Annotated in this window: 28 protein-coding genes; all 28 read left to right on the forward strand. The window is 68.5% G+C overall.

Annotated features, from left to right (window positions below):
* Nucleotides 1–7 precede the first annotated feature (7 nt).
* The gene (locus tag VIU94_RS24280) at nucleotides 8–400 is read left to right on the forward strand and encodes a M23 family metallopeptidase (RefSeq protein ID WP_331914107.1); all 393 of its coding nucleotides are present in this window, start codon (nucleotides 8–10) and stop codon (nucleotides 398–400) included.
* Nucleotides 401–402: 2 nt separating this feature from the next.
* A complete protein-coding gene (locus VIU94_RS24285) occupies nucleotides 403–735 on the forward strand; it encodes a hypothetical protein (protein ID WP_331914070.1) in 333 nt (110 codons plus the stop codon).
* A gap of 518 nt (nucleotides 736–1,253) precedes the next feature.
* Nucleotides 1,254–1,694 (forward strand): phage terminase small subunit, encoded by a 441-nt coding sequence (locus VIU94_RS24290; protein ID WP_524540641.1) that lies wholly within the window; start codon nucleotides 1,254–1,256, stop codon nucleotides 1,692–1,694.
* Complete coding sequence (locus VIU94_RS24295) at nucleotides 1,694–3,286, forward strand: terminase large subunit domain-containing protein (protein ID WP_331914072.1); 1,593 nt, start codon at nucleotides 1,694–1,696, stop codon at nucleotides 3,284–3,286. Before VIU94_RS24290 ends, VIU94_RS24295 begins: the two co-directional genes overlap by 1 nt.
* Before the next feature lie 9 nt (nucleotides 3,287–3,295).
* On the forward strand, nucleotides 3,296–3,547 hold the full coding sequence (locus VIU94_RS24300; RefSeq protein WP_331914073.1) for a hypothetical protein: 252 nt from the start codon (nucleotides 3,296–3,298) through the stop codon (nucleotides 3,545–3,547).
* A complete protein-coding gene (locus VIU94_RS24305) occupies nucleotides 3,531–4,937 on the forward strand; it encodes a phage portal protein (RefSeq protein ID WP_331914074.1) in 1,407 nt (468 codons plus the stop codon). Before VIU94_RS24300 ends, VIU94_RS24305 begins: the two co-directional genes overlap by 17 nt.
* The gene (locus tag VIU94_RS24310) at nucleotides 4,934–5,749 is read left to right on the forward strand and encodes an HK97 family phage prohead protease (protein ID WP_331914075.1); all 816 of its coding nucleotides are present in this window, start codon (nucleotides 4,934–4,936) and stop codon (nucleotides 5,747–5,749) included. Before VIU94_RS24305 ends, VIU94_RS24310 begins: the two co-directional genes overlap by 4 nt.
* Entirely contained in the window at nucleotides 5,746–7,239 is a 1,494-nt protein-coding gene (locus VIU94_RS24315) for a phage major capsid protein (protein ID WP_331914076.1), read from the forward strand. Before VIU94_RS24310 ends, VIU94_RS24315 begins: the two co-directional genes overlap by 4 nt.
* A gap of 70 nt (nucleotides 7,240–7,309) precedes the next feature.
* Nucleotides 7,310–7,591: a hypothetical protein gene (locus VIU94_RS24320; RefSeq protein WP_331914077.1), complete on the forward strand. Its 282-nt coding sequence runs from the start codon at nucleotides 7,310–7,312 to the stop codon at nucleotides 7,589–7,591.
* 103 nt (nucleotides 7,592–7,694) lie between these two features.
* Nucleotides 7,695–8,384 carry a hypothetical protein gene (locus tag VIU94_RS24325; RefSeq protein WP_331914078.1) on the forward strand — a complete coding sequence of 230 codons (690 nt, stop codon included), beginning with the start codon at nucleotides 7,695–7,697 and terminating at the stop codon, nucleotides 8,382–8,384.
* 92 nt (nucleotides 8,385–8,476) lie between these two features.
* On the forward strand, nucleotides 8,477–8,926 hold the full coding sequence (locus VIU94_RS24330) for a class I SAM-dependent methyltransferase (protein WP_331914079.1): 450 nt from the start codon (nucleotides 8,477–8,479) through the stop codon (nucleotides 8,924–8,926).
* A gap of 11 nt (nucleotides 8,927–8,937) precedes the next feature.
* Nucleotides 8,938–9,516 carry a head-tail connector protein gene (locus VIU94_RS24335; protein ID WP_331914080.1) on the forward strand — a complete coding sequence of 193 codons (579 nt, stop codon included), beginning with the start codon at nucleotides 8,938–8,940 and terminating at the stop codon, nucleotides 9,514–9,516.
* Nucleotides 9,513–9,959, forward strand: coding sequence for a hypothetical protein (locus tag VIU94_RS24340; RefSeq protein WP_331914081.1), 447 nt, complete (start codon nucleotides 9,513–9,515; stop codon nucleotides 9,957–9,959). Before VIU94_RS24335 ends, VIU94_RS24340 begins: the two co-directional genes overlap by 4 nt.
* On the forward strand, nucleotides 9,956–10,375 hold the full coding sequence (locus tag VIU94_RS24345) for a hypothetical protein (protein WP_331914082.1): 420 nt from the start codon (nucleotides 9,956–9,958) through the stop codon (nucleotides 10,373–10,375). The genes VIU94_RS24340 and VIU94_RS24345 overlap by 4 nt, the downstream gene beginning before the upstream one ends.
* Nucleotides 10,376–10,422: 47 nt before the next feature.
* Nucleotides 10,423–10,614, forward strand: a complete 192-nt coding sequence (locus VIU94_RS24350) for a hypothetical protein (protein WP_331914083.1) — start codon at nucleotides 10,423–10,425, stop codon at nucleotides 10,612–10,614.
* Nucleotides 10,615–10,617: 3 nt separating this feature from the next.
* On the forward strand, nucleotides 10,618–11,118 hold the full coding sequence (locus tag VIU94_RS24355; protein ID WP_331914084.1) for a phage tail tube protein: 501 nt from the start codon (nucleotides 10,618–10,620) through the stop codon (nucleotides 11,116–11,118).
* An 86-nt stretch (nucleotides 11,119–11,204) separates the two neighbouring features.
* Nucleotides 11,205–11,756 (forward strand): hypothetical protein, encoded by a 552-nt coding sequence (locus VIU94_RS24360; RefSeq protein WP_331914085.1) that lies wholly within the window; start codon nucleotides 11,205–11,207, stop codon nucleotides 11,754–11,756.
* A 26-nt stretch (nucleotides 11,757–11,782) separates the two neighbouring features.
* Nucleotides 11,783–12,091 carry a hypothetical protein gene (locus tag VIU94_RS24365; protein ID WP_331914086.1) on the forward strand — a complete coding sequence of 103 codons (309 nt, stop codon included), beginning with the start codon at nucleotides 11,783–11,785 and terminating at the stop codon, nucleotides 12,089–12,091.
* On the forward strand, nucleotides 12,072–15,482 hold the full coding sequence (locus tag VIU94_RS24370) for a phage tail tape measure protein (RefSeq protein ID WP_331914087.1): 3,411 nt from the start codon (nucleotides 12,072–12,074) through the stop codon (nucleotides 15,480–15,482). Before VIU94_RS24365 ends, VIU94_RS24370 begins: the two co-directional genes overlap by 20 nt.
* 1 nt (nucleotide 15,483) lies before the next feature.
* Nucleotides 15,484–16,479, forward strand: a complete 996-nt coding sequence (locus VIU94_RS24375; RefSeq protein WP_331914089.1) for a phage tail family protein — start codon at nucleotides 15,484–15,486, stop codon at nucleotides 16,477–16,479.
* Nucleotides 16,479–17,666, forward strand: a complete 1,188-nt coding sequence (locus VIU94_RS24380) for a Gp37-like protein (protein WP_331914091.1) — start codon at nucleotides 16,479–16,481, stop codon at nucleotides 17,664–17,666. Before VIU94_RS24375 ends, VIU94_RS24380 begins: the two co-directional genes overlap by 1 nt.
* A gap of 1 nt (nucleotide 17,667) precedes the next feature.
* On the forward strand, nucleotides 17,668–18,510 hold the full coding sequence (locus VIU94_RS24385) for a hypothetical protein (RefSeq protein WP_331914093.1): 843 nt from the start codon (nucleotides 17,668–17,670) through the stop codon (nucleotides 18,508–18,510).
* Nucleotides 18,511–18,624: 114 nt separating this feature from the next.
* Nucleotides 18,625–18,786: a hypothetical protein gene (locus VIU94_RS24390; protein ID WP_331914095.1), complete on the forward strand. Its 162-nt coding sequence runs from the start codon at nucleotides 18,625–18,627 to the stop codon at nucleotides 18,784–18,786.
* On the forward strand, nucleotides 18,783–19,649 hold the full coding sequence (locus VIU94_RS24395; RefSeq protein WP_331914097.1) for a hypothetical protein: 867 nt from the start codon (nucleotides 18,783–18,785) through the stop codon (nucleotides 19,647–19,649). Before VIU94_RS24390 ends, VIU94_RS24395 begins: the two co-directional genes overlap by 4 nt.
* Before the next feature lie 64 nt (nucleotides 19,650–19,713).
* Nucleotides 19,714–20,040 (forward strand): hypothetical protein, encoded by a 327-nt coding sequence (locus tag VIU94_RS24400; RefSeq protein WP_331914099.1) that lies wholly within the window; start codon nucleotides 19,714–19,716, stop codon nucleotides 20,038–20,040.
* A 3-nt stretch (nucleotides 20,041–20,043) separates the two neighbouring features.
* Nucleotides 20,044–20,787, forward strand: a complete 744-nt coding sequence (locus VIU94_RS24405) for a collagen-like domain-containing protein (protein WP_331914101.1) — start codon at nucleotides 20,044–20,046, stop codon at nucleotides 20,785–20,787.
* Nucleotides 20,788–20,823: 36 nt separating this feature from the next.
* A complete protein-coding gene (locus tag VIU94_RS24410) occupies nucleotides 20,824–21,012 on the forward strand; it encodes a hypothetical protein (protein ID WP_331914103.1) in 189 nt (62 codons plus the stop codon).
* A 30-nt stretch (nucleotides 21,013–21,042) separates the two neighbouring features.
* Nucleotides 21,043–21,920, forward strand: an 878-nt coding sequence (locus VIU94_RS24415) for a hypothetical protein (RefSeq protein ID WP_331914105.1), incomplete at its 3' end; no start/stop codon positions are given.

A 21,920-nucleotide genomic window follows, 5' to 3' on the forward strand; every position in this document is an offset into this window, starting at 1 on the left:
GCACACCATCCGAGGAGCACCGATGATCAAAGAGGGACGCAAGGTCAAGGCCGGCGAGATGCTCGGGCACGTTGGCTCGTCGGGCAACAGCACCGGCCCGCACGTTCAAGGCGAGGCGCGGCGCCTCGGAGCCATGACGCCCGAGGAGCACATCCACGAGGCCGAGCGCCTACTGGAGCTGGCAGCCCGTGACGGCTACTTCGACGGTGACCGGCAGATGGGTGTCAACAAGCTCTCGGCTGTGGCCGATACCGAGCAGGCAGCCATCGCGGCATGGCTCGCGGCCCAGACCGACCTGGCCCACCCCTGCCTGGTCGGTGCTCAGGTGCATGCGCAGATCGCTCAGGCCCAGCTCGAACTCAGGGCCCAGCAGCCCATCATCTCAACGCTCAGGAGATAGCCATGGCCGCCGTACCGCACCAGATCGCCAGCCTCGCCGGGGTCGTACTCACCCCCGTCGCCGCAACCGCAGGACCAGACACCATCGCACCGGGGGACAGCGTCATCCTCCTCGTGCAGAACGGCAGCGGTGGTGCAGTGACGGTGACCGTCACCATCCCGGGCAGCACCGAGTACGGGCAGGCGCAGCCGGATGTCACCTCGGTGTCCATCCCCGCCGCAGGACTGGCAGCCATCGGCCCATTCCCCCACGCCATCGCCGACCAAACCGACGACCTTGTCGACGTCGACGTGTCCAGTCCGACCAGCGTCAACCTGTACGCCATCAGGGTCTGACGCCAGGCCCATGCCCCTACGCCCATGCCTCGGCCTACCAGGCCAGCCATGCGGCAAGCTCGTCCGCTCAGGCAACCGGTGCGAGGACTGTGCGGCAGGCAAGCGAGCCCAGCGCCCAGCCAGCTACCGGGAGACCAAGCGGCGGCGTGAGGCGGTGGACGCCCACCGTGCCGAGCATGGCGACTGGTGTCCAGGTTGGCGACGTGAACCTCACGAGTCGAGTGACCTGACTGCTGACCATGTCTGGCCAGTCGGTGCTGGTGGTCCCGAGGATGGACCGCTCGAGGTGATCTGTCGGTCGTGCAACAGCGCCAAGCGTGACCAGCTCGACTGACGATTCGATCTGATGTTCGACGCATCGTCGCAGGTCAGAGGCACGACGGTAGGCACCCGGGGGCGGCCTCGACACGCAATCATGATCATTAGGACCGTGACCCGTCCAACCACGCTGCGATCGTGTACGAGTCTCCCATTTTCCACCAGGCAAGGTCTGAAGATCCCCCCAGGGAGGGTGCGCCATGGCTGGTCGTGGCCCCGCCCCGAAAGATCCCTCGACCCGCCGCCGTCGCAACGCGCCGCCGCCGCCTGCGGTCGTGCTGGCCGAGCCCGCCGATGAGCCGCAGGCTCACGGTCCCGACCTACCCGAAGGCATCGAGTGGCCGGCGCCGACGGTGGCCTGGTGGGAGACCTGGCGGACGTCACCGCAGGCCGCGTCGCTTACGGCGACCGATTGGGACTTCCTGACCGACACAGCCCTGCTGCATGCGCGGTTCTGGGCTGGTGACGCGAAGGTCGCTGCCGAGCTGCGGCTGCGGGTGGCGAAGTTCGGCGCGACTCCGGAGGACCGGATGCGTCTGCGGATGCAGGTCGGTGAGCCGCCGAAGCCCGCGGCTGTCGATGCCGGTGAGCCGAGGACGCCTGGCGGGAGCCGATACGCCCACCTGAGGGTGGCGAAGTAGTGCCGTGGCGTGGTGCCGACCCGGGTGAGCCGTTCCCGTACCCGTCGCTGGGGTGGAATCTCCTGGAGTGGTGGGCGGAGTTCCTGCCGTCCCCGAGGGACCATGCCGAGCCGCTGATCTTCACGGACGAGCAGGCTCGGATCCTGGTCGAGTGGTACGCGCTGGATCCGAACACGGGCCGGTACCTGTACCGCCGCGGAGTCTCCCGTCGGTCCAAGGGCTGGGGGAAGTCCCCGGTTGAGGCCGTGAAGGCCATCGCCGCCCTCGCCGGCGAGGTGGTGTTCGACGGATGGGACGCCAGTGGTGAGCCGGTCGGCCGGCCCCGCGGATTGCGCGGTGGTGACCCGAACCCGTGGGTTCAGATCGCGGCCGTCTCCGAGGATCAGACGAAGAACACCTACTCGGTGCTCCATGAGCTGCTGACCGCGAACGATGCGCGCGCAGCCGACGAGCTTCGGATCGACGTCGGCCTCACCCGCTGCTTCCTGCGCGACCGGCCGGGCAAGTTGGAGCCGGTCACGGCCGAGGCCGGCTCCCGCGAGGGCCAGCCGATCACAGACGCAGTCCTCGACGAGACGCACCTGTGGACCTCGCGCAACGGCGGCATCAAGCTGGCGCGGACACTGCGCCGCAACGTGGCGAAGATGAACGGCCGGACGTTCGAGACGACGAACTCGTTCGCGCCCGGCGAGATGTCGGTGGCCGAGGCGACCCACAAGGCGATCGAGCGAGGTGCCCCGGGCATCTACTGCGACGCGGTCGAGGCCCCCGAGGTCAAGCAGGACGATTCGGATGCGGCTCTGCATGCGGCACTCGCAGTGGCCTACGGCGACTCGTGGTGGGTCGACCTAGAGCGGCTGGTGGCGGACATCCGCGACCCGGATCAGCCGTGGGAGGACTCGCAGCGGTTCTTCTTCAACTGGAACGTCGACGACCGCAAGAAGGCGGTCCAGTCGAAGAGGTGGACCGCGCTGAAGCGGGATCCGGCACCGGAGTTGCCGGCCGGCACCAGGATCGGGCTCGGCTTCGATGGGTCGATCTCCCAGGACTGCACGGCGCTGATCGGCTGCGCGATGGTCGACGACGTCCCGTACGTGTTCGAGATCGAGGTCTGGTCACGACCAGAGGGCGCCGGGCGGGACTGGCGCATCCCTCGCAAGGAAGTGCAGGCGCGGGTCGCCGAGACGTTCGAGTTTTACGACGTGGGTCTCATGTTCTGCGACCCGCCGAAGTGGCAGACGGAGATCGAGGGCTGGGCGGAGGAGTTCGGTGAGGAGCGTGTCGTGTTCTTCGACACGAACCAGCCCCAGCGGATGGCCCCGGCGTGTGGCCGGATGCTGACGGCGCTCGAAGAAGAGGGCGCGTTCTCCCATGACGGAGCCGCGGACCTGACCGAGCAGGTGCTGGCGATGCACAAGCGCAAGGTCCGCATTCGCGACGACGACGACGACGGTCGCACCAAGTACGTGTTCGTCAAGGGGCCCGACGCCGAGAAGATCGACGCCGGTATCGGCGCCGTGCTTGCCCTGGAGGCATTCGCCGCCATGCCTGCTGTCGAGCAGGACCAGCCCTTCTTCGGAGCTTGGCGATAAGGAGCCGACATGACTGTCCTCGACCGTGTACCGGTCGACCGCATCACGGTCGAGGCGCAAGAGTTGGAGTTGGGCAGGAAGCTCCTGGCGCTCGTCCTCGGCGTCTTCTACGCCGTCGGGTGGCTGGCCGGACGTGTCGTGCTGGCGGTGGTGTGGCTGCTGCGGAAGGTGGCGTTCGCGCTGTCCAACGTGACGGCTGCAGTGAAGATCGGCTACCGGGACGCTCGCAAGCTGGACGCCGCCCGTGGCCAGCCTTCTTGACCGCATCGCCGCCGACCGTGCCTCTCGTGCCGGCGGCGATAGCCGGTTCAGCATCGACCAGTGGGTGAATGACTACCTGCTGCCCGCTGCCGGTCAGTTCGGGTTCAACGGGAACACCTACCCGTATGGCCTGAATCAGACCTACACCCAGCAGCGGGTGATGGAGGTCGCGGCGTCCCTGCCCGGTCACATGGCCGCGCTGCGGGCTTCGCCGCCGGCGTTCGCTGCGCAGCTGGTGCGGGCACTGATCATGTCGCAGGCCCGTTTCGTGTACCGGAACAAGCCGTGGCACCCGGCGAAGCCCCGCGGCACGTTCGGCTCGAAGCGGCTGAGCCCGCTGGAGACGCCGTGGCCGAACGGCACGACCGGCGAGCTGCTGTCGCGTATGGAGTGGCACGCCGGCCTGGCCGGGAACGCCTACGTGTGTCGGCAGCCGAACCGGCTGCGGGTGCTGCGCCCGGACTGGGTCGGGGTGCTGTACGGCTCCGAACTCGAGCCGGATGACCCAATGGGTGCCATCGACGGCGAGATCATCGGCTACGTCTACCAGAATGGTGGCATCCGCGGGGACAGCAAGTACGGCATGCGGACGCTGTTGCCCTCAGAGGTGGCGCACTGGTCGCCGCTGCCGGACCCGCTCTCGCCGGGGGTTGGCATGTCGTGGGTGACCGCGACGGTGCGTGACATCCAAGGCGACGTGGCGGCGACCGATCACAAGCTGCAGTTCTTCCGCAACGGCGCCACGCCGAACCTGGTGGTGAAGGGCATCCCGGCCGCCACCAAGGAACAGTTCAACGACATCGTCGAGATGATGGAAGAGGGCCACACCGGCATCGCGAACGCCTACCGAACGCTGTACCTGACGGCCGGCGCCGATGTCGAGGTCGTCGGCAAGGATCTGCAGCAGATCGACTTCAAGAAGACGCAGGGCACCGGCGAGACGCGCATCGCGATGGTCGGGCGCGTTCCGGCGCCACTGCTGGGCATCTCCGAGGGCCTGTCGGGTTCGTCGCTGAACGCCGGGAACTTCGGCATGGCGCGGCGGATCTTCGCCGACACCTGGGTGTACCCGATGCTGCAGGACGTCGCGGCGTCCCTCTCGGTGCTCGTGGACGTCCCGGATGACGCCGAGCTGTGGTTCGACACCACCGACATCCCGCTGCTGCGCGAGGACGGCAAGGACGCAGCGGAGATCGACAGCATCAAGGCCCAGGCGATCCGCACCCTGTGGGACGGCGGCGCCGACACGACGGCTGCGGTCAAGACGATCGCACCCGAGTGGGAGTCCGTGCTGAAGCACACAGGGAAGTTGAGCGTCCAGCTACAGGAGCCCGGAGCGCAGAACCAACTGCCGCCGGGTGCGTCAGACGACAAGGGAGACGCAGCATGAACAAGATCTGCCTGCGCGCGGTCGAGTTCCGCGCCGCCGGAGACGCTGGCGACGGCCGCACGCTCGAAGGCTACGGCGCGGTGTTCGACGCCCCGGCGCACATCGTCGGCTGGGAAGGCGAGTGGGATGAGGAGATCGCTCGCGGCGCGTTCAAGAAGACGCTTCGCCAGCGTCAGCCGGTCCTGCAGTTCGACCACGGCCGCGATCACCGCACCGGCTCGGTCCCGATCGGCGCGATCGAGACACTGACGGAGGACGACAAGGGCCTGTACGTGAAGGCGCGCCTGTTCGACAACGACGTCGTCGAGCCGATCCGGCAGGCCATCGAGGGGCAGGCCATCACCGGCATGTCGTTCCGCTTCGAGGTCGCCCGCGACGAGTGGCGTGACCGCGACGGCAAGAAGATCAAGGACGACGAGCTGTGGAAGCTCCTGTGGGAGCCCGGGGAGCGTGGCCCGCTGAAGCGGACCATCCTCGAGGTCGACCCGCTGTACGAGCTCGGGCCCGTCGTGTTCCCCGCCTACGACGCCACCAGCGTCGGTGTCCGCTCCCTGCTCGCGCAGGTCGATGTGGACGAACGGAAGCTCCTGGTCAAGGAGCTGGCCACCGAACTGCGGCGAGCCGGCGTCGACCTGGAAGCCGTCGCCGAGAACGGCGACAACCCCACTGATCTCACCGGGCAGTCCGACACGCGGAGTGCGGACGGCGGTGACTCTGACGCGCAGCCAACGGACGGCGAGGCGTCGACCCGTCCATCCAGAAGGCGAGCACATCACGACCTGGTGCTCAAGCAGGCAGGAGTCATCAAATGACCGACCCGAAGAGCAAGACCAGCGACGACGGCTCCCGGCTCATCCCGGGTAGCCTCGACGACCTCGAAGGGCTGACCCCCGACGAGCTGCGCAGCACACTCGAGGTTCTCGACGCTCACCTCAAGTCGCTGCACCAGACCGACACCGGCGAACTCCGCACCCTCACCGAAGACGAGGACGCGGCGCTGGAAATCGGCATCGAGATCCGGGCGGAGATCGTCTCGCGGCTGGACAAGCACACCCGCATCAGCGAGATCTTCCGGAACCGGCCGAAGGCCGTGGAGCAGGCACTGTCCAACATCCGCTACGGCCTCGACGACCAGTCGGGCGACGTGCGGCGGCTGAACACCTCCGAGGCTCGCGACCGGGCGCTGCGTGTGCTCGACAGCCGCGAGGCGTCGGCGCACATGTCGACCGTCCAGAAGGAGCAGGTCGAGCGGGCTCTTCGCCGCGACACCGACATCGCCCGCCGCATCCTCGTCACGGAGAACGACGCCTACCGTGAGGCGTGGATGAAGCTGCTCACGCGGCCGAACGCATTCCTCACCGACGAGGAGCGCCAGGCCATGCAGGCGTGGGAGGAATACCGCGTCATGTCCGAGGGCACCAGCTCCGCCGGTGGTTACGGCGTGCCGGTGTTCATCGACCCGTCGATCATCCTGACGGCTCAGGAGAGCGGGAACCCGTTCCTGCAGATCTGCCGCCAGGTGACGGTCACGACCAACGCCTGGAAGGGTGTCAGCTCGGCCGGGGTCTCCTGGTCGTTCGACGCCGAGGCCGCCGTCGTGTCCGACGACTCGCCGACCCTGGCGCAGCCGCAGATCGACGTCGAGACTGCCCGCGGGTTCATCCCGTACAGCCTCGAGGTCGGCGAGGACTACCCCGCCTTCGCCGATGAGATGTCCAGGCTGCTCGCCGCAGGTTACGACGAGCTGCTGGTGCAGAAGTTCTCCGTCGGCGCCGGCTCCGGCTCGAACGAGCCGACGGGCATCCTCACCGCGCTCGACGCGAACACCAACGTCGAGGTCGCAGTGACCACCGACGGTTCGTTCGGTGCGGAGGACATCTACAAGGTCTGGAAGTCGCTGCCGCAGAAGTACCGCCGCCGCGCCTCCTGGATGATGTCGGTCGACGTGAACAACAGGATTCGCCAGTTCGGCACGGCGAACCTATACCACGGCTCCACCGTGGACCTGACGGCCGAGGCCGCCGATGTCCTGATGAACAAGCAGGTCTACGAGTCGCCGTACTTCCCCGACTTCGTCGGAAGCACCACCTCGGCGACCAACCTGCTCGTCGTGGGCGACTGGGAGAACTACGCGATCGTGCGGCGCGGCGGCATGTCCGTCGAGCTGGTTCCCCACCTGTTCCAGCAGACGACCGCCGGTACCGGCTTCGGCCGCCCGACCGGTCAGCGTGGCTGGTTCGGTTACGCCCGCATCGGTGGTGGCGCCACGAACGACTCGGGCTTCCGCCTGCTGCAGGCGTAAGCCGCGGTCCACCTGCCAGCGAGGGCGGCATGTTGTCGCCCTCGCTGGCAACCCCCGAGAAGGAGAGACCATGCAGCTCGCGTTCGCGACCGCCAACACCACGGTGACGACTCCCGGTGGCGTGCACGTTCTCATCCGCGCGGGTGAGCACTGGCCGGCCACCGACCCGATCGTGAAGGCCCATCCGAAGCTGTTCAGCCGCGACCCGAAGATCGGCCTGCGGGTCAGTGCGCCGCTCGACGAGGGCGCCGACGCCGAGGTCAAGGTCGAGCCGGCTGTCGAGACCGCGACGGCCGCTCCCGGTGAGAAGCGGTCCACCAGGCGCACCCGGACCCAGTCCGACAGTGAGTAGCCGCAGCAAGGGCCAGCGCCGCCAGCCCCCTCCCGGCGCTGTCACCGTCGCCTACGTCCACTCCAACGAGGTCGCCCACTCGTGGCACCTCAGCCTGATGGAGATGGTCGGCTACGACATGGCCCACGCCGGACGGGTCATCCGCGGCGGCTGGCTGGCCATCCGCTGCGGCACCGACGGCCTGCCGTCCTCACGCAACGAGGCCGCCGCACGGTTCCTGCAACTGGACTCCGAGTGGCTGTTCTGGATCGACACCGACATGGGCTTCGCGCCCGACACCGTCGATCGGCTGGTCGCCGCCGCCGACCCGGTGGAGCGGCCCATCGTCGGCGCCCTGTGCTTCGCGCAGCGGGAGATGAAGGCCGACGGGATGTCCGGCTACCGAGTGCGCGCGGCACCCACCATCTACGACTGGGCATCCGTCGGCACCAAGCAGGGATTCCTAGCCCGCCAGACCTACCAGCCAGACACGGTCCTGCGCTGCTCCGGCACCGGCTCGGCAGCGATACTCATCCACCGCAGCGTGCTCGAGCGGGTCCGGGATGAGTACGGCCCTGTCTGGTACAACCGGGCACCCGAGGCCCAGCCCGACGACGACGGCATGCAGCGGATGATGGGCGAAGATCTGTCGTTCTGCATGCGCGCCGGCACGCTCGGCATCCCGGTCCACGTGCACACCGGCGTGCGCACGACCCACCTCAAACCCGTGTGGCTGGCCGAGGACGACTACCTCGAGCAGTACATGGTCAAGCAGATCCAGACGGCCGACACGTCCGAATCGACATCGGCGTGATCGCCCGCGAGTCGGAGTTCACAAGGCCGCGGTCAGACTGCCCATTCCCAGAGCGGTGGACCGCAGCTGACGCGCACTCCGCCGAGCTCGAAGTGAGCGAGCTGGTCGGGGCGTTCGTGCGGGCGCTGCAGCCGGACTACGTCGTGGAGACCGGCACGTGCTGGGGTCAGACGGCGGAAGCCATCGGCCGGGCGCTGAAGGCCAACGGCCAGGGCCGGCTGGTCACGCTCGAGGTCGAGCCGGAGAAGATCAGGAAGTCCGCCGAGCGGTGCGCGGATCTACCTGTGGACGTGCTGGCGCTGTCGTCGCTGACGTTCACCCCCGAGCAGCCGATCGACTTCGCGTGGTTCGACTCTCTGCTCGAGCTGCGAGTGCCCGAGTTCGAGCGGTACCGGCCATGGCTGCGGCCGGGCGCGATCGTCGGCTTCCACGACACCGGTCCACAGTTCGGCTCGTTCGCCGCGCTGATTGAACGCATCGAGGGCCTGCGGGTCATCAAGCTCCCGACGCCCCGCGGCGTCACCTTCGGGGAAGTCCTGTAGAGGAGGCCCACATGGTCGAGTCGCCGGCGGACCTCACCGAGTTCAAGCAGCACCTGAACAAGAACTCTGTGCCAGACGGGGATGACGCCGAACTGCAGACCATGCTCGAGGCGGCGACGGAAGCCGCCGAGGGCTGGGCGCCGAAGGGCATGGGCGCTGTGGGTCCGATCGTGGTGCGGACAGTCACCGACCGGCTGCGCGTCAGGAACGGCCGCGGATTCCTGATCTCCACTCCAATCCAGTCGGTCACGACGATCACCAGAGTGGACGACGGCCTGGCCTTCGCGACCGCCGACTTGGACGTGTCCCCGACGTCGGGGTTGGTCCGGGGGCTGAACACGTATCTGCCGGGCGGCACCTACACGGCGGTGTACGAGGCTGGCCGCAATCCGGTGCCGAATTCGCTGAAGCTGGCGGTCCTGATCCTCGGCGCGCACATGTGGAAGACGCAGCGTGGGCCGAAGCGTGGCGGCGGCCTCGGCGGCGCCCGAGACGGCGACCAGCCCGAGCACCGAGTCGGCGCCGGCTACCTGATCCCGAACCAGGCGGCCACCCTGATGACGCCTCACACGCAGGCGCTGATCCGATGAATGAGCACGGGATCATCACCGCTCTCGTCGAGCTGATCGATGCAGCGCTGCCGAACATCGACGTGCTCGACGGCGACACGCTGGCGGTCGACGCGGACCTGCCCAAGCGGCTCGTCTGTGTGGGCGCGTCGTCACCGAACGCCCCGGCTGTCACGGTTGCCGCGGCTCCCGAGGAGGGCGGACTCGGTGACCTGATGTACGACATGGAGGTCAACTGCTCCACCTACGCCCTCGACGGCGAGATGGAGTACGGCACGAAGCGGGTCAAGGTCCAGGCGGTCCTTGACGCGATCCATGAGGCGCTGGTGGCCGACCTGAAGCTCGGCGGGCTGGCGTACGAGACATGGCTGGCCCGAGAGCGCCAGTGGTTCCAGCTCAGCGATGAGACCGGCACCACGGTGTGGTGCGACTTTACGATCATCGCTCGGGTGTTCGCCCCGTGATCAAGGTCGACGCCTCTGAGGTCGGTCTGTTCGCAGATCAGCTCAAAGGCCTGCCGAAGGCGCTCCAGCGGACGCTGCGCCCGAAGATCAAGGCCGCGGCCTCCGAGGTCGCTCAGGAGATCCGGTCGCAGGCGTCGTGGTCCTCCCGCATCCCCGGCGCGGTCCGCCAGCGGACGTCCTTCGGTGGCGGCAAGCGCGGTGGTGTGCAGATCTCCGTCGATGCCCGCAAGGCCCCGCACGCACGGGTGCACGAGTTCCCGAACCGGGGCGCGATGATCCGCCACCGCGTGTTCGGCCGCGACACCTGGGTCGAGCAGCCCGCCCGCCCGTTCTTCTTCCGCGCTGTGCGGAACAAGGAGGCCGCGGTGGTGGCGAAGGTTCAGGCCGCCATCGACGAGGCCCTGCGCACTCTCTGACCTTCCTGCCCCACCCACCTGCCACACACCCCGTGAGGAGCGCCCTCATGCCCAAAGGGCTGTCCAAGCACGTCCTGATGACGCACCCCGTGTTCGGCGACCACCTGAAGCGCCGCGACCAGTTGTCCTCGCTGTCGCCGTTGTGGACGCGAGCGGACAAGAAGAAGCCGGCAAAGCCATCCGATGCCCCCACCCCCACCACCGCCGGCGCCAAGCCGGAAACGTCCAAGGAGGACTGACCCATGGCTTTCACGCCGACGGCGCTGGCTGGTGCTGGCGCTACCCGCTTCGGGGTCAAGAAGAACCTGGAGCTCGTGTCGCTGCCCGCCATCGCGGCTACGACTCTCATCCCGACGCAGGTCGAGATCAACGCGGGCACGAACCTGACCTGCGCGATCCAGGCGACGTCGGGCTTCACCGCGTCGGACACCTGGGCGGAGCTGCCGGACCTGTGCTCCGACTTCACCGGCAAGGTCTGGAACGGCGCCTCGCTGGCCGACTCCAGCATCACGTTCTACCTCGACGAGTCGGCCGCGAACGACGCCTACGACTACTACTCGACCGGCGACGTGGTCCGCATCCTCCAGTGCCCGTGGGGCCTGGCTGGCCTGAAGAAGGCGATCACCTGGGTGATGGAGATCGGCTCGGTGCTGCCTCCGATCGCCACGGAGGGTGCGTCGCTGGTGGTCGTCAACATGGCGCCCCGAACGATGGCCAAGATCGCCCTCCCGGCTGAGACCTGAGCCGACCCCTGATCGCCCGGTCGGCCGCTTCGGATGGTCGGCCGACCGGGCTTGAACCATCCGAAACCGTCCGCGGAGGAACCATCATGGCCGCACGCAAGCAGCCCCAAGATCACCTGCCGTCGGTCCGCGATCAGCTTCGGCAGAAGCGTCAGCGTGAGTCCGTATTCAAGATCCATAACGGTGAGGACTCGGCCGAGAAGCAGGACCGGCTCGACAAGGCCAAGCAGGTGCTCCAGTACGCGACCCTGGGCGTTGGCCTCAAGGTCGACGCTGCGGGTAAGGCGAAGCTGAAGCGCGAGGTCGACAAGCTCCAGGCCGAGTACGACGCCGAGTGCCTGGTGTTCCGGTTCCGTGGGCTGTCGCCTGCGGAGTGGGACACCCTCGATTCCGAGTTCGCTGTCCCGGAGCTGACCGACGAGGAGAAGGCCGAGGGCAAGGAGCCGGAGAAGTTCCGGCGCGACCGCTACATCGCCGCGCTGCTCGCGGTCTCTGCCATGGACTCCGACCTGTCCGTGGACGACTGGTACGAGGAGATCACCTCCGGCCGCTGGTCGGTCCAGGAAGTCGCTGGCCTTCGTGAGGCTGCCGTCACGGCCACGCATGGTGAGCCGGCCGGGGGCATCCCAAAAGGCTGAGGCGTGACCCGGTCCTGCGGGCGCAGATGGACTACTGCGGGCCACGCGGGATCGCACACTCGACCTTCCTCGCCTGGGACATCGACGACCAGGCCAAGGCGCTCGGCTGGATGTCCGAAGCGGGAAAGCGGTGCAAGCACTGTGGCACCGCGGCGTGGGAGTGGGAAGGCAACCCGGAGGCCTACGAGGCCGCATCGCGGGTGTGCCTGGGCTGCCTGGCCATCGGCACCGAGCAGAAGGACAAGGCCGAGCACGCGAAGGCCATCCCTGGTTTGAAGACGTATCTGCGCCGACCTGACGAGGTGGAGGTGGATCGTGCCGGGACGGACCACTGACCTCCGGATCTCCATTGATGCGGAGACCGCGAAGGCCCAGAGGTCCGTCGACGCCCTGGAGCGCTCGTTCAACCGGCTGCACCGGGAGATGGCCGGCGAGCTGGCCGCGTCGGCGCAGAAGGCGGCGCAGGCTCAGGAGACGCTGGGCCGGTCCATGCTCGGTGTCGGTGTGGCCGTGGTCGCCGGGCTCGGGTTGGCGACGAAGGCCGCGATCGACTGGGAGTCCGCCTGGGCCGGTGTGACGAAGACGGTCGAGGGCACGCCGGAGCAGATGGCCGCGCTGGAGAAGGAACTCCGCGGACTGGCCACCACGCTCCCGGCGACCCACGCCGAGATCGCAGGAGTGGCCGAGGCGGCCGGTCAGCTCGGCGTGGAGCGGGAGGCCGTCTCGGCCTTCACGAAGACGATGATCGACCTGGGTGAGACGACCAACCTCACCGCCGACGCAGCCGCCACCGCGATCGCGCAGCTCGGTAACGTCCTCGGGCTGGACCTGAAGAACGACGTCGACAACTTCGGTGCCGCACTGGTCGCGCTGGGCAACGACGGGGCCTCGACCGAGCAGGACATCCTGTCCATGGCGCAGCGCATCTCCGGCGCCGGTGCTGCGATCGGACTGTCGGCTCAGGAAGTCCTGGGCTTCGCCGCCGCGCTGTCGAACGTCGGCATCGAAGCTGAGGCTGGCGGGTCCTCGATCTCCCGCGTGATGGTGGATATCGCCTCCGCGGTCGACCAGGGCGGCGAGAAGCTCGCCCTGTTCGCCGAGGTCGCCGGGGTGACGGCCGAGGAGTTCGCGGCGTCGTTCGAGCAGGACCCGGCGCGGGCCATCCAGTCCTTCATCGACGGCCTCGGCCGGATGAACGACAGCGGTCAGTCGGTGTTCGGCACCCTCGACCAGCTGGGGCTGTCGGAGATCCGGGTCCGTGACGCGCTGCTGCGGCTGTCGGCCTCGACTCGCGGCGTCGGTACCGACCTCGACCTCGCGAACGCGGCGTGGGAAGCGAACACGGCCCTCATCGAAGAGGCCGAGAAGCGGTACGAGACGTCCGAGGCCAAGATCCAGATCGCGAAGAACACCCTCGTCGACCTGGCCATCGATATCGGCGGCGTGGTCCTCCCGGCGCTGACTGGTCTGGTCGAGGGCGCGGCCGGTCTGTTCAAGTGGTTCTCCGACCTCCCCGACCCGATCAAGGCCGTGGCGACGATCCTGGCTGGCCTCGGCGGTGTGACTGCGCTGGCCGCCGGCGGGTTCCTGCTGCTGGCTCCAAGGATCCAGGCCGCCAGCCAGCTCTTGAGCACCATCGCCGTGACGTCACCCGGGACGGCCCGCGGTCTCGGGCTCGTCGCCACTGCGGCCAAGGGGCTAAGCGCCGCTCTCGGGTTCGCGTCCATAGCGTTCGTCGTCGCTGAGGCACTCGGGGGTATCGGCGAGGCCGCAGCAGATGCGGCCCCGAGTGTCACTGAGGCGACCGAGGCACTGCTGAAGCTCGGCGACGGCGAGATCAACGCCAAGATGCAGGGCTTGTTCGACCTGCTGGAGAACGACGGCAAGGGCAGTTACGAGGGCACCGTCGAGCTGCTGAACAGCCTCGATTCGGTCGACAAGGCGCTGGCGGGGATGGTGGCCTCGGGCGCACCCGAGAAGGCCGCCGAGTCGCTGAGGACGTTCATCGATCAGGTCGAGCGGCAGACCGGGATCGAGCTCGACCCGGAGATGTTCGGCCTGTACGGCGAGGCACTGGTTGAGCTGGACAACCAGCAGAAGCTCACGACCGAGAGCATGGGGCCGCTGGATCAGGGCCTGGAGGCCCTGGCTGACCGGTTCCGCTTGACGGGCGACGACGCTGAGGCGGCCGCCCAGAAGATGCTCGACGGCTGGTCTGAGGGCTTCACCGACTTCGTGGACATTGTCGCCGTCTACGATCAGGCGCTCGCCGATAAGGAGCAAGCAGAGCACGACGCCGCACAGGCGACCGCCGATGCCACCAAGGACTCCACGGACTCATGGGAGGACTACGCCGAGGCTGTCGACCTGACGTTCGCGGAGTACCTGGCGAAGCTCGAAGAACAGGTCGCCGCCCAGGAGCAGTGGGCCGCAAACATGGCTGTGCTCGCCGCGCGTGGCGTTGACGACGGTGTGCTCGCCAAGCTCGCGGAGATGGGCCCGGCTGGCGCGGCGCTGGTCGCCGACGCCGCCGTCGCCACCGACGAAGAGCTGGTTCTGTTTGCTGAGCTGTTCGGAGCCGCTGGCACCAGCAGCGGTGCGCAATTCGCCACGAATCTCGCGGGGGCAGGCGAGTTGTGGGCGGCCATCGCCGCCACGCAGGGCCAGACCACCGTCGATGAACTGATCGGGAAGCTGCTGGCTGGGGAGATCACCTGGTCGGAGATCCTCGCCCGGTATGGCGCGCTGCTCGACACTGAGGTTCCGCCAACCAAGGGCACCGAAGTCAATGCGGACGTCCATGGCGCCACGATCAACGTCAACCGATACGGGGCGCTGATCAACGCCCTCCCGACGAAGCCGACGACCACGCCGCAGGCGAACACGGTCACCGCCGAGGCGAAGATCGCGGCTCTGATCCGTGACCGCTACGTCAACATCCACTACACGTACCGCGAGTCCGGCGGTTCCGGCGGCGCGGGCCCTGGCGGTGGCGGTACGGGCGGCTTCGGTGCCGGGATGTTCAAGGTCCCGCTGAACCGTGGGTCGTACCGTGTCGGCGGCGGCGTCGGCTCGTATCCCGGCCACACGGGCCAGGATCTTCCGGCCCGCAGCGGAACTCCGGTCTACGCCTCGCGTGCGGGCCGGGTCAGCCGGGCGGCAACCATCCGCGGGTCCTACGGCAACCACATCTTCATTGAGCACCCCGGCGGCTATCAGACCCGGTACGCGCATCTGTCCTCCCGTGGTGTGTCCTCCGGCCAGTCGGTGGGCACCGGTCAGCGAATCGGCGCCGTCGGATCGACGGGCAACTCAACCGGGCCTCACCTCCACTTCGAGATCCGGTCGGGTGGCCGGGTGATCGACCCGAGGCGATTCGTGCGCTTCGCTCGCGGTGGCGTCATTGATGGCCCCGGTGGTCCGACCGACGACATGGTGCCGATGTGGGGCAGCAACGGCGAGTACATGACGAAGGCTGCGGCGGTGAACCACTACGGCGTGGCGATGTTCGACGCGCTGAACGAGATGCGGCTGCCGAAGATCCCGCACTACGCCAGCGGCGGCTCCGTCGGTCCGACTGTCACGGCGGGCGACCTCGGGGGCCGGAACATCTCGATCACCATGCAGATCGCGGACGCGGCGCAGGCGGCCTACGCCGATCAGATGGCCCACGCCGCGGTGAAGGACATCAACCGGATGGACTCGGTCGGGGCGGGGGTGCTCTGACATGCCCGCACATGCGCCACTCGTAACCGTCGATCCGGTCGAGGAAGCCGTAATCGAGCAGGCCCCGGTCCAGCTCATCCGGGCGGAGCCGAAGCCGCCACCTGAGCAGTTCGAGATGGTGCTGTCCCGCGGCGGCGTCTCGATCGACCTGCCGACGATGCGAACGGCACTCACCGGTTGGGCGGTGAACCCTGGCGTCGAGGGCCTGGACATCCCGGCGACGGAGCTGCTTCAGCAGCGCGCGGCCGGTCAGTTCGGGTCGTACGCGGTCGGCGTGGACGTCGGCGCCCGTGAGGTGTTCCTGCCGCTGACGCTGGTCGAGCGGTCGCTGTCGGATCTGCTGACCACCCGCTCGGCGCTGGACCGGCTGACGTCCCCGTACTCGGGTGAGCCAGTGCGGCTGACCGTGACCCGCCCTGACGGGACCACCCGCTGGATCGAGGGTCACCGCTCGGGTGCGGCTCGGCGCTGGGGCCGCGAGGACTTCTTCTCGGCCGGCGCCCGGCAATCCCTCGGGCTGCTCCTGATCTGCCCCGACCCGTGGTGGCACGGCGAGCCGATCACCCCGAAGCAGTGGCACACGCCGGAGTCGGTGCCGTTCTTCCCGATCCTGCCGGTGCAACTGTCCTCCGACCGGATCTTCAGCCAGCCCCGCGTGATGGACATCGGCGGCGATGTCCCGGCGTACCCGCGGTGGACCGTGACTGGTCCGGCGACGTCGGTGACGGCCACGCATGTGGAGTCGGGCCGGTCGTGGACGGTCATCGGGAACCTCGGCACCGGCACGCTCACGGTGGACACCGACCCGCGGATCGTCTCGACAACCGGCATGCAGGTGACCGGGCCGGGCGTCACGCAGTGGTGGGGCAACATGCAGCCGCCGTTCGACCTGTGGGCGCTGCCCCCGGGTGAGCAGACGGTGATCCTGGACATCGCCGGGGCGTCACCTGAGACGACCGGCCAGCTTGAGGTCACCCCTCTGTGGGAGACGGCCTAATGGCCGTGTCTCCGGACGTCGGCAAGTCGCCGTACGACGTGCAGGTCCGTGACCGGACCTACCACGAGGGCGTCGCCAGCGCGTCGGGCTACGAGCGGCTGTACATGGTGCTGGTCGACTCGGATGTCGGCACGTGGCAGCTCGAGCTCAAGGGCGACCACCCAGCCGCGGCTTTCCTGAAGGAGCCGGGCGCCGGGATCGTGGTCCGTGCCGCTGGGACCGACGACGTCATCATGTCGGGCTCCCGGGTGTCAGCGGAGCTGACCGTGGACTCCGCCTTCCCGAACGGGAAGTGGGTGTTCACGGGCGAGACGGACGAGGCCATCCTGCGGGACGAGGTCGTCTACCCGAGCCAGGTCGTCGACGTCTCCGACACGGCGCTGATGTCGTTCACCCCCTCTCATAGCCGCTCAACGAGCGTCCCAGCTGAGGACGCGATATGCGCGGTGGTCCTGGCCACCGTGTCCGCGACGGCACCGGTGGCGCGGCGACGGTACCCGTGGTTCGCGACGCCGATCTCACAGGGCCGCGGCGCCGTCGTGTCCCGCAAGGACCGCTGGTGCACGGTACTGGAGTCGGTGCAGAAGATGGCCACCCTCGGCGGCCTGTCGTTCTCAGTCCGCCAGACCGGCCCCGGCGTGGTGTCCCTGATCGTTCGCGTGCCGGCCGTCCGGGCCGGGGCTAAGTGGTCGCTGGAGTCGGGCAACCTGACGTCGGCGTCGCTGGTGTACAGGGCGCCGGACATCGACGAGGGAATCGCTGGTGACTTCGAGGGCGACACGACACGGAAGTTCACCCGACGCACACGCGCCGCCTCGCAGGCGGCGTGGGGCCGTCGCCGGGTCAAGTTCTTCAACACCTCCGAGGACGAGCTGGCGCAGATGCAGGCCACCCTCGACGAGGATCTCGACGACGGCGCCGAGCGCGCCGGGATCAAGATCCATCCGAAGGAGACCGCGGGCCTGCGCTTCGGCGAGCACTACCAGCTCGGCGACATCGGCACCGCGTCGATGGCCGGGGTCGACCTCACCGACCGGATCAGGCAGGTCGTGATCGACCACCACGCGGGTGCCGCTCCACAGGTCGACCCCTCGGTCGGTGACCCGGATGTCGCTGACAGCCCCGCGTGGGTGAAGACGGTCCGGTCCATGTTCCGCCGCTACGTGGCCCCTTCTGCGAGGAGATGACATGCCATTCACTGCCCTCCCGTGGGACGGCGCCGGCAACAAGGCGAACGAGGCCGAGTGGCGCAAGATGTGGGCCGTCGAGGGTGACCGCTGCCTGAAGGTCGGCAGCCTGACGTTCTCCGCCTCCAACCGTGACGTGACGTGGTCCGGCGCGGTCGTCCTGGTGCAGGGCGCGATCGGCATCCAGTCCGGCACCGACTCGGTGACGATCCCGCTGCCGGGTGGCAGCAACAAGAACATCTGCTACGGCCTGGTCGAGTACGACCCGGACGCGAACGGGCTGACGTACATCGTCAAGGCCGGTGGCGCGGCGGTGAACCCGGTGTCCCCGGGGATCGACCAGAACGAGAACGGCACCTGGCACATGCCAGTCTGGCGCACCGGTCCGAACGGAACGGGGACCGCGGCGTCCCTAGAGCATGTGGACCTGCGACGGCAGCCGTCGCGGCAGTTCTACGCGCCGACCGCCGAGATGCGCTACGTACTCGGGCTGACGGCCACGAAGGGCGACGTCGCCTACGACGACGACGGCTCGTGGGTCTGGAACGGCACGTCGTGGAAGTTTCTGGGCTCCGTGCAGATCGAGTCCGGCGTCATCCTCGGGACCAACTTCAACGCCTCCGGCGCGGCGGTCGTGACCCACGGCCTGGGCTGGGAGCCGGAGCACATGGACTTCACGGCCTACGTCCCGGGTGGCGCCGACGGCGTCGCGGTGTACCCATCGTCGACGGGGTCGCCGTTCACCACCACGACCGCCACGATCGTCGCGAAGGTGATGAGCACGGGTGCCCCGTACGACGACACGGTCACAAAGATCGGCTGGGTGGCGTACCGCCACCGCTGATCCACCCACCCGTCCCCGGCCCGCCAGCGCGCGGGCCTTTCTCATGCCCGGAGGTGCGCGATGGTCATACCTGGTGACGTTGTCCGCTACGGATCGCTGGGGGCGGAGCACGTCGTGGTGGACGTCGCTGAGGAGTGGGCGGTGCTGCGGCGACGCGACGACGTGGACGATCCGTCCTTCGTCGCGGTGCTGACCGGCGGCCTCGAGTCGGTCGGCCACCTCGAGTCTCTGCCCGGCTGGGTCGAGGACGAGCCCGGCGTGTGGCGGCAGATATGACCTCCATCAGCGCAGAGCGCACTGGCCTGGCCCGCGTCGGCGGGACCGGCGGGACCCTGCGCCGCCGCGAGCAGTGGGGGTCGCGGTTCGACTACACGAACTCCCGCCCGGTTGACGAGCCGGCCGACTACCAGTTCGTCCACATCACGGTCACGAATCCGCGCAACTACGCCAGCAACGACAAGCATGCGCAGGCGATAGAGGCCATCGGGAAGTCCCGATTCCCCGCCACTGGTGGCTCGTACAACCGGCTGAGCATGCAGTCGGGCGCGATGTATGAGCTTCAGCCGATTGGCCGTCGCGGTGCGCACACCATCAACGACAAGCGCATCGCGCGGTGCTCGACGTCGGGGTGCCCGTCTCGTGGCGGGTCGGTAGCCGCGCCGTCGTTCAACCTGAACGTCAACGCCCGCGCGTATGCCATCGCTCAGAACGTCGGCGACTCGGTGTCCGCGACGCAGGTCGACGAACTGGCCCGTGCGATGGCTCGCGATCGGCTGGCAGGGTTCGTCCGCCGCGGTGCGGCGATCCACGGCCACCGCTGCGTCGCTGGCAAGGACTGCCCTGGCAGCCGCATGTGGGCAGAGATGGCCGACCTCGAGGTCAAGGTCAACTACTACGTCCGCGTCGGCCTCGGCGACGCGCCCGAACCGGAGGTCGTAGAGACCCCCGAACTGGAGGAAGACATGCCGTACATCATCAAAAAGGGCTCCTCGGTCTACATGTACTTCTCCGGCAACGGGTGCGTGAACATCTCCGAGGCCAGCGCCTTCGCGCTCCTGGACCAGGGCGTGAAGATCTACACCGGCGTCGCGATCGCCGACGCGCAGATCCTCCAGGGACGGTTTGGCGGTACCACCTGAGCGGCGGGCCGCTAGAGCCCGCAAAAACCTGGGAGGTTCCGCACAGCCGCGACGGGGGGATGGCATGCCTGACGAACCAACGATAGGCGAGCTGGTCCGCCGGCAAGATGCGTACGAGCGCCGTACCGATCTTGCCATCGCCCGAGCCGAAGCCGTCGCGCAGTCTGCGGTGGAAGCGGCCCGCCGCGACTGCCAGGCCGCATCCGCGAGACACCTGGACATCGCCGTGTACACGGCGCAGCAGGTGACGGCGGCGGAGGCCACGAAGGACATCCGCGAGAACCTCGCAGCGCTGGCGCAGAGCGTGAAGTGGGCAACCCGAACCGCCATCGGCGCGCTGATCACACTGGGGATCGCCGCCGTCGGTGTACTGGCGAGAGGCGGGGGATGATCCGTGGAGCAGTTCCGGGGCCGAATCAAGGCTGGCCCGGTTGCTTTCTACGCGGGCGTGGTCATTGCCGCACTGGTTCTGACATGGACTGCGCTCGGCTATATGGGCCAGCAGCGGCAGCTCGACCAGACGTCGCAGCAATTGGAGGAGACGGCGCAGGCGGCGGTCGAGCGCGATAAGGCGCTGGCCGATGTCACTGGTGATGTAAGGACGCTGCGAGATCAGATAGAAGCTCTCGGGGCGAAGCCGGTAGTCCCCGATCCAGGCGACGTCCTCGACGACCTTCCCGAAGTGCCGACGGATGCCCCCAGCGAGCCCGGCGAGCGCAGCACGCAAGGCGAGAAGGGCGACAAGGGCGATCGAGGCCCACAGGGCATCCCCGGCGACCAGGGTCTGCGCGGCGCGACCGGAGAACGCGGCCTCCAGGGACTGCAAGGGCTGCCCGGGCGCGACGGAGACCCCGGCGGGCCTGGTGCTGACGGTGCTGACGGCGCTGACGGCGCGCAGGGCCGGCCCGGCGATACCGGACCGGCAGGACCGGAGGGCAAGCAAGGCATCCAGGGTGAGCCTGGTCCACCGGGCGAGAAGGGCGAGAAGGGCGACCGTGGAGAACCCGGCGGCACAGGCCCCGTGGGCCGCGGGATCGAGTCCATCACCTGCGACGCGGAAACCGACGATTGGACCGTCACCTACACCTACGGAACCCCGGCCACAGAGACCATCCCCGGCCCCTGCCGCGTCCCGTAGCCAGCGTCAACCCAAGTCCGAACCCAAGGAGTGACCATGTCCAAGCTCGCCCCGTACGCAAAGTCCATCGCCGCCGGTCTGGCTGGCGGACTCACCGCCCTCTACACAGCGCTGGCCGACTCCGTCGTCTCCAACCAGGAGTGGGTGGGCGTCGGGCTCGGCGTCCTCGCAGGGCTCGGGATCACCTACGTCGTTCCGAACCGCTCGAACACGCCCGCCGCCTGACCATCTCGTCCCCACCCGAAGGAGGGTGACATGGCGCCGTTCCGCTGTTTCTACTCCGGCACGACTGCTGACTTCGCCATCGCGCAGGGCGCCGCCGCAGCGATCCTCGACGCCCTCGGCAGCCCGCCCGCGGGGAACCCGACCGGCACTGCCGCTCTCCTGCCGCTCGCCGGGGCAACCTTCAACGTTTACAAGAACGACCGCACCACGCTGGTGACGGACCTCAAGGACCACACCGGCGCCACCGTCTCGCAGGTCACGTCGGTGGCCAGCTACGACCAGCGCGCCCGGTTCATGTGGTTCGAGGGCCCGGAGATCGACCCGGACACCGACCCGTCGGAGGTCCCCGAGACGCTGTGGCTGTCGCCCGCAACGGGCGCGCTGGCCGGGCTGGTGTTCTACGCGCTGCTGCCGCACGCCGAGGGCCTCGTCGAGTACATCAACGGCGCGGTGGCTCGGGCCGGCATCGAGGAACTGGCCGATGTCGACGACGCCCTGCTCGACGCGGGAAACGCCGGCTACACCCTGGTCGTCGGAGCTGGCGGCGGCACAGTCGAGGCGACAGCCGCGCCTGGCGGCGGCGTCACCTCGCACGGTGCGCTGTCCGGACTCGATGCCGACGACCACCCTCAGTACCTGACCGAGGGCCGCGGCGACGCCCTGTACAGCCTGCTCGGTCACGAGCACGCCCAGTCGGAGATCACCGGACTGGTCGCAGCCCTCGCCAACGTCGCACTGCTGGGCCACCAGCACGACGCGAGCGCCATCCTGACGGGAATCCTCGCCATCGCGCGGATGCCGTCGGGCATGGTGTTCGCCGTGAAGGAGTCAGCGCCAGGCTCCGGCATCTACACCCGGTCGACGCCGCGCACCGACATGGTCGGGCTGTTCCTCGGCGAGGAGGACCC

The organism is Streptomyces sp., from assembly GCF_036566765.1.
GTDB lineage: Bacteria > Actinomycetota > Actinomycetes > Streptomycetales > Streptomycetaceae > Streptomyces.